The sequence below is a fragment of the Bacillus cereus group sp. BfR-BA-01408 genome (genome assembly GCF_022663305.1).
GTDB classification, from domain to species: domain Bacteria; phylum Bacillota; class Bacilli; order Bacillales; family Bacillaceae_G; genus Bacillus_A; species Bacillus_A pacificus.
In genome coordinates, this window is the sequence record NZ_JAKUFF010000015.1 from 63,003 (window position 1) to 70,245 (window position 7,243).

A 7,243-nucleotide genomic window follows, 5' to 3' on the forward strand; every position below is an offset into this window, starting at 1 on the left:
GGTTTATGAAAGGGGAATGAAAATGAACACTTTATTTAAAAACCGAGCATTTATGCTCGTTATGGCATCTGATATTTTACAACAATTTGCAATTTGGATTAGAAATATGGCTCTTTTGTATTTCATAATGGAGCGAACGAATAATGATCCAGTTTCCGTTTCATTGTTATCGGTTATGGAATATGCACCTATTTTTATTTTCTCGTTTATCGGTGGTGCGCTAGCTGATCGCTGGAATCCGAAAAGAACAATGGTCGCTGGAGATGTATTAAGTGTAATGTCTATTATAGGAATTGCCCTGTTGTTAAAACTGGATTATTGGGAGGCTATATTTTTTGCAACACTCATTTCCGCAATTGTAGGTCAGTTCTCTCAGCCATCATCTTCGCGTATATTTAAGCGCTACGTGAAAGAAGAACAGATAGCAAATGCGATTGCATTTAACCAAACATTACAGTCATTATTTCTGATCTTTGGACCAGTGGTAGGATCGCTTGTGTATACACAACTTGGTTTATTTACGTCGCTATATAGTTTAATCATTTTATTTTTGTTATCTGCTATCGCTCTTTCATTTTTACCGAAATGGGTTGAACAAGAGCAAGTGGCAAGAGATTCATTAAAAAATGATATAAAAGAGGGTTGGAAATACGTTCTTCATACGAAAAATTTACGTATGATTACAATCACTTTCACCATTATGGGCTTAGCTGTTGGACTAACGAATCCGTTAGAGGTGTTTCTTGTAATAGAACGCCTTGGAATGGAAAAGGAAGCAGTTCAATATTTAGCTGCAGCTGATGGAATAGGTATGTTAATTGGTGGTATTGTTGCTGCGATTTTCACTTCAAAAGTGAACCCGAAAAAGATGTTCGTATTCGGTATGGGCATATTAGCGATATCGTTTTTAGTAGAAGGGCTATCTACATCATTTTGGATTACTAGTTTCATGAGATTTGGAACAGGTATTTGTTTAGCTTGTGTTAATATCGTTGTCGGTACGCTTATGATTCAACTTGTACCAGAAAATATGATTGGAAGAGTAAATGGAACAATTTTACCACTGTTTATGGGGGCAATGTTAATCGGAACTTCAATAGCTGGAGGATTAAAGGAGATGACCTCATTAGTTACTGTATTTTGTATAGCGATGGCACTTATTTTATTTGCGATAGGGCCAGTTCTACGCATGCAAATAAATAAAGGGGATGTCGCTAATAAAGAGGAACTAACAAATTCATTAGCCTCGAAATAACCATTGTAAGGGAGATGAATAGCTCCCTTTTCTTGTGACAGTCTTTTGACAATGAAATGTACCGACTATATACTAATGTTGTAAAAACGATTTTACATGTTAGGAGAAAAGATGTGAAAAATCAAATTTATGAATTACGCACTGAGAATAATATTTCACAAGGTGCATTAGCTGATAAGTGTAAAGTTTCAAGACAGACGATAAATGCAATTGAGAATAATAAATATGATCCAAGCTTAGCATTAGCTTTTCGTTTAGCGGAAGTATTAGGAACAACTGTTGATAAACTATTTTTGTACAAGCAGTAGGGGGAGTAGTTGTTGGGGAAAGAGAAAATAAGCCTTTTCGTTACTGTATTAGTGGCTATAGGTACGTTAGTGTTTGCACTTTACTATTGGTTAACTGAACTTCAAGTAAACTGGTATGCACTATTTATTTGTAGCATCGCGTTACATTATCTATTTAAAAGTTTGGCATCACATAGCGTTGAAGGGGATACTGAGGAGAAAGAGGATTTAGAAAGACATGTATTAAAAACAAGTGCCAATGTTACATATTATGTACTCGTTGTATTAATTTTTGGCTTGTTTTTCGCATCGGTAGGGTTTAATAGATGGATTGATTTTCATAACATACCGCTTTTGTTTGCGTTATGTGCTGCGATAGTTGTAAAGCCAGCTGTTGAGTTTTTAATTGTAAGACGTTATAGATAAAAAAGATCCTCTTCTTGCATGAAGAGGATCTTCTTCTTATAGCATTTTAGTTTTTGGACTAGGTGGTGTAATGGATGTATTATTTTCAGGGACCTTAGTTAATAAAAATCCACCGATAATAAACAACACAATAATACTAAGGACACCGGCGTTTGTTTTTCCCGTTAATTGCGTTGTAACACCGACTAATACTGGACCCATAATCGCGGCAAACTTGCCAAATATATTATAAAATCCGAAGAATTCATTTGCCGATTCTTTAGGTACTAGTTTTGCAAAATAGGAACGACTAAGTGCTTGAATCCCGCCCTGAGAAGTGGCAACTAACATTGCTAAAATCCAGAAATCGAGTGTCGTTTTTAAGAAATAAGCATATGTGCAGATAATGATATAAATAATAATACCGACATATAGCATTTTTTTACCGGTAAATGTCTCCGATAGTTTTCCGTACAATAAAGCGAATGGACAAGCTACAATTTGTGTGACGAATAATATGATTAATAGATTTGTTGCACTAATACCGAGGTCTGTTCCGTAAGCGGTGGACATAGTAATAATTGTATCGACCCCATCAATATAGAAAAAGTAAGCAATTAAGAACATAAAGACCGTTTTATATTCTTTAATATTTTTAAAAGTATCAGCAAGGCGTTTGAAGCTCATTGTAATTGGTCTTGGGTGACGTTCAATATAGTGCGTTTGTTCTACGTTTTTTAGCATTGGAATTGTAAATAATCCCCACCAAAGAGCTGTGATTGCAAATGAAATTTGACTAGCAATGCCAACTGATAAAGGGATAGTTCCTTTTTGAGCAAGAATGATAAGAGTGATACAACCGATAAATGGAATAGTACTCCCAATATAGCCTAAAGCGAAACCTCTCGTAGAAATTCGATCCATTCTATCTTCAGAAGTGACATCTACTAAAAATGCATCATAAAAAATGTTTGCTCCAGCAAAACCGACTAATGCGAGCATATAGCATCCTAGTAATAAGTACCACTGAGATGTTGGAACGACTGCTAGCATACTTGTAAATACGATACCGAGTCCAAAGAAGAATGTGAAAAATCGTTTTTTAAATCCTTTATAATCAGCAACTGTGCCGAGAATAGGAGCAAGTATAGAAATTAAAAGTGTTGCGAACGAGTTTGCATATCCCCAATATGCTGTTGAAGTTGCACCAGATAACCCGGCTTCCTTTGCAGCTGCTTTAAAGTAAATTGGGAATAATGCGGTTGTAATGACGAGCGAATATACGGAGTTCGCCCAATCGTATAATATCCAGCTTTTTTCTTGTCTGGACATTTTTTTCATATAATGTTCCCCCTCAAATTTGTTCTACTAACAGTGTACAAAAATAAAAATTATAAAAAGAGAAACAATGATGAATTTTACATAACTTTTACATATATACACAGTTCTTTACAATTGGAGTAAATCCTCTACAATTGATCCGTCTGTTTCACCTAAGTGTAAACCGAGTAGTCTAGCGATAGTTGGGCCTTCATCAATAAGTCTCATATACGGTATGGTAATGCCGCTTTTTATTCCTTTCCCGGCAGCTATAAAAATTGTTTCATAGTTAGGTTTTGTTGGAGAGTATCCATGCGTACCAAATGTATATTTTTTACTAGGCGTAACATCTTTTTCAGTAATTTCTTTTATAAAATCTCCTGTATAGTTTTCAGTGAAATAATACCCTTCTCGTGCTTCCAACATAAATAAACAATTGCCATCTGCACCGCATTCCTTCGCATCCTCATCATGAAGTATAAATTCAATACCGTTTTGTTTATTTTGAAGCAGTTCTTCAAGGAGTAGTTGTACTTCTCGAATTGTATCGGTATCGTTTTTGTCTTTCACATATACATAGGCGGACCCATCGCAACTTTGGCAATAAGCATTCCAGTCTACTAATTTTCCTTTTGAATTTATAGAGATAAGCCCTTTTTGATGAAATAGTACATTTAATTGAATGGCTTTGCTTTCACTTAAAGCGCTATGATCACCAAGAGCGATAATGGTGCTCTCTTCGTATAGTCCACTGTCTTTTAAAGCTTGAATAATTTTCCCTAGTCGCTCATCATGTCTATGAATTGCGGCTATTGTTTCTTTTGATTCAAAGCCGTGATAGTGTCTTTGGGTGTCTAAATCGGTGAAATGTACAAACATGACATTAGGCTTCTTCGTCTGGATTGTATGCACAGCAGAAGCAAGTACGAAATCATCGAGTTCAGGTTGTGACAATCCATTTCGTATATGGCCGAAACGACGATTTAAATCTAATTGATATAGCGGGCTACCGCTAAATAATGAAACTAAAACTTGATTTTGCCACGGTCTATTTGGAAAGATTTCTGGTAAATTGTAATCAATATTTGCTCTGCCAGTAACAGGCCATAGAAGGGCAGCTGTCGTTAAATTTGCTTTATGTGCTGCATCATATAATGTTGTTCCTTGTATTGATTTTCGGTACCAATGCCAATCGGGTGATTCACGTCCAGGTTGAAGTAACGTATTGCTAACAACACCATGTTTATTAGGGTAATTACCAGTTACGATTGTTGAGTGACTTGGATAGGTTACAGAAGGATAGATGGGCTCTACTTTTTCGACAACCGTACCCTTTTTGATTAGAGATTGGAAGTGAGGTAATTTTTGTAGTATAGGAAAATCTAAAGCTGATAAACAGTCGAATGATAAAATGATGACACGATTCGTTAATGCTTTATCCATAAAGTAATCCTCCTAATTATATGAAACCTATTACTATATATTACTATTAATACCTAGTAATAAAAATATGTTTTTAAATAAAATTTATTATTTATTTTCAGAAAACTTAAACATATAATTAAGTATAAGGGAATGAATGAAAGGAGGGAATAATGTGGATTTGCTAGATGGATTTAGTATCTTTTACATCATTGGTGGAATCACAATTATTCTTGTATTTGCTATTTCGTATTTACTAAAGAAACGGTTTCCAGACAAGCAGTTTGATATTATATTTGCACTTAGTTTAATACTTCTTTGCTTAGCATCCTTTCCCGTTACAATGATGGTTATTGGTGGATGGGAAGGAATGGGATATGGATTTATTGGTTTCTTCGTCCTACTTGGTACACTTATCGGTATGATTGCACATCAACTTGTGAAAATTACGAGAAAAAGCTACGTATAAAACTGTAAAAAATGAAAAGAATATATAAAAAATAAGAAAATTCACTCTTGTTTTAGGGTGAAATTTATATTATGATATTCAACAAATTTACTTCGTTATAACGATGAAAAAGGACTAGTACATGTTCAACCTTTTTAGCAGAGAGAGAATCCGTCAGGCTGAAAGATTCTTAAAAAGGCGATATGGAACCTACCTTTGCGTTCTGCATATGCAGCGGGAATTTCCCGTTATCAAAAAGAGAGCATGCACAATTTTTGTGCATGAATCAGGGTGGTAACGCCGGCAAAGCTCGGTCCCTATTTAGGGGCGCGGGCTTTTTTGTATTTTCTAGAAGGAGGAAGACTGACTATGGTAAAAGAACAAGTACAAGCGATTACGAAGATGGAAGAGGACTTTGCACAGTGGTACACAGATATTGTAAAAAAAGCAGAACTTGTTGATTATTCAAGTGTAAAAGGATGTATGATTCTACGCCCGTACGGCTATGCCTTATGGGAAAATATGAAGAAAGTGATGGATGAGAAGTTAAAAGCAACTGGTCATGAAAATGTGTATATGCCAATGTTTATCCCAGAGAGCTTATTACAAAAAGAGAAGGATCATGTAGAAGGATTTGCTCCTGAAGTAGCATGGGTGACACATGGTGGGGATGAAAAGTTAGCAGAAAGACTTTGTATACGCCCTACATCCGAAACTTTATTCTGTGAGCATTTTTCAAAAATTGTGCAATCCTATAATGATTTGCCAAAGTTATATAATCAGTGGTGTTCAGTAGTTCGTTGGGAAAAGACAACGAGGCCATTTCTTCGTACAACGGAATTCTTATGGCAAGAGGGTCATACAATTCATGAAACAGCAGAAGAATCTCAAGCTGAAACATTAAATATTTTAAATCTATATGCTTCTTTCTGTGAAGACTACTTAGCAATACCAGTAATTAAAGGACAAAAAACAGAAAAAGAAAAATTTGCAGGCGCAAAGGCAACTTATACAATTGAAAGCTTAATGCATGATGGGAAAGCACTTCAAACGGGAACATCCCATAACTTTGGAACGAATTTCTCTGAAGCATTTGATATTAAATTTTTAGATCGTAACGGTAAGTGGCAATATGTACACCAAACATCTTGGGGCGTATCAACGAGAATGATAGGTGGACTGATTATGGTTCATAGTGATAATAATGGGCTTGTAATGCCTCCTAAAGTCGCACCAGTGCAAGTTGTTATTGTACCGATTGCTCAGCATAAAGAAGGCGTTTTAGCGAAAGCAACAGAGTTACAAGAACATATTCAAAAGGTTGCACGAGTAAAAATAGATGCTAGCAATAAAACACCTGGTTGGAAATTTAATGAGTATGAAATGAAGGGAATTCCAATTCGATTAGAAGTTGGTCCGAAAGATATCGAAAAGAATCAAGTTGTACTCGTAAGAAGAGATACGAAGGAAAAAGAGTTTATAGCAATGGATCAATTAGAAGAACGCATTCCAGCACTACTTGAGGAAATTCATAACGCTTTATTTAATAAAGCAAAAGTATTTCGTGATGAAAATACGTATAGTGTGACGAAGTTTGAAGAGATGAAAAAAGTAGCTGATGAAAAGCAAGGATTTATTAAGGCGATGTGGTGCGGGGAACTAGCTTGTGAAGAGAAATTAAAAGAAGAAGTCGGAGTATCTTCTCGCTGTATGCCTTTTGAGCAAGAGCATTTAGCTAACGAATGTATTTGTTGTGGTAAAGAAGCTAAGCAAATGGTGTATTGGGGAAAAGCGTATTAATGCTCTTTTGGATAGGAAGGATGAAAAGGACTTTGGGCTGCATAATAAAATGCAATCCAAAGTCCTTTTTAGTTTTACAATTTGTTTCATGTATTTTTAAGATGGAAGGATATGTTTTTATTTTGCGTTTTTACGGCGAATGAATAGTAACATACCAATTAGGAATGTTGAAAGTCCCATTAAAATAGATGCAGGATAATGTGTTGCAGTATTCGGTAACTTATCGCCTTGTTTTTTCGCGTTATCTTTTACGTTACCACCTTGAGAGCCATTTCCTCCTTGAGAACTGCTATCGCCTTTACCACG

8 protein-coding genes and 1 other annotated feature are annotated in these 7,243 nt (G+C 35.6%); of the genes, 5 read left to right on the forward strand and 3 right to left on the reverse strand.

The window, feature by feature from the left end; all coding sequences use genetic code 11:
* The first annotated feature begins 22 nt into the window (after positions 1–22).
* The 3 genes from MR083_RS09885 to MR083_RS09895 are packed head-to-tail and all read left to right on the forward strand — an operon-like array spanning position 23 to position 1,968.
* Complete coding sequence (locus tag MR083_RS09885; protein WP_242269107.1) at positions 23–1,255, forward strand: MFS transporter; 1,233 nt, start codon at positions 23–25, stop codon at positions 1,253–1,255.
* 56 nt (positions 1,256–1,311) lie between these two features.
* Positions 1,312–1,563, forward strand: coding sequence for a helix-turn-helix transcriptional regulator (locus tag MR083_RS09890; RefSeq protein WP_001974760.1), 252 nt, complete (start codon positions 1,312–1,314; stop codon positions 1,561–1,563).
* A 12-nt stretch (positions 1,564–1,575) separates the two neighbouring features.
* Positions 1,576–1,968 (forward strand): hypothetical protein, encoded by a 393-nt coding sequence (locus tag MR083_RS09895; protein WP_242269110.1) that lies wholly within the window; start codon positions 1,576–1,578, stop codon positions 1,966–1,968.
* Positions 1,969–2,004: 36 nt separating this feature from the next.
* Here the strand turns inward: MR083_RS09895 and MR083_RS09900 are convergent, their stop codons facing one another.
* On the reverse strand, positions 2,005–3,288 hold the full coding sequence (locus MR083_RS09900; protein WP_242269113.1) for an MFS transporter: 1,284 nt from the start codon (positions 3,286–3,288) through the stop codon (positions 2,005–2,007).
* A 108-nt stretch (positions 3,289–3,396) separates the two neighbouring features.
* Positions 3,397–4,710 (reverse strand): alkaline phosphatase family protein, encoded by a 1,314-nt coding sequence (locus tag MR083_RS09905; RefSeq protein ID WP_242269116.1) that lies wholly within the window; start codon positions 4,708–4,710, stop codon positions 3,397–3,399.
* Between the two features lie 154 nt (positions 4,711–4,864).
* Here MR083_RS09905 and MR083_RS09910 point away from each other — a divergent pair, with 154 nt between their 5' ends.
* Both MR083_RS09910 and proS read left to right on the forward strand, forming a co-directional pair.
* Positions 4,865–5,158, forward strand: a complete 294-nt coding sequence (locus tag MR083_RS09910) for a YesK-like family protein (RefSeq protein ID WP_000364817.1) — start codon at positions 4,865–4,867, stop codon at positions 5,156–5,158.
* Between the two features lie 94 nt (positions 5,159–5,252).
* Positions 5,253–5,459 (forward strand) — a binding site (T-box leader).
* 47 nt (positions 5,460–5,506) lie between these two features.
* Positions 5,507–6,937 carry a proline--tRNA ligase gene (proS, locus tag MR083_RS09915; protein ID WP_242269118.1) on the forward strand — a complete coding sequence of 477 codons (1,431 nt, stop codon included), beginning with the start codon at positions 5,507–5,509 and terminating at the stop codon, positions 6,935–6,937.
* 117 nt (positions 6,938–7,054) lie between these two features.
* Here the strand turns inward: proS and MR083_RS09920 are convergent.
* Positions 7,055–7,243 (reverse strand): LPXTG cell wall anchor domain-containing protein (locus MR083_RS09920; protein WP_242269121.1); only part of this gene is annotated, 189 nt, incomplete at its 5' end.

Bases quoted from the DNA above. Each gene is read 5' to 3' on its own strand.
- MR083_RS09885 (WP_242269107.1), top strand. From the start codon at position 23: ATGAACACTTTATTTAAAAACCGAGCATTTATGCTCGTTATGGCATCT.
- MR083_RS09890 (WP_001974760.1), top strand. From the start codon at position 1,312: ATGTACCGACTATATACTAATGTTGTAAAAACGATTTTACATGTTAGG.
- MR083_RS09905 (WP_242269116.1), bottom strand. From the start codon at position 4,710: ATGGATAAAGCATTAACGAATCGTGTCATCATTTTATCATTCGACTGT.
- proS (WP_242269118.1), top strand. From the start codon at position 5,507: ATGGTAAAAGAACAAGTACAAGCGATTACGAAGATGGAAGAGGACTTT.
- MR083_RS09900 (WP_242269113.1), bottom strand. From the start codon at position 3,288: ATGAAAAAAATGTCCAGACAAGAAAAAAGCTGGATATTATACGATTGG.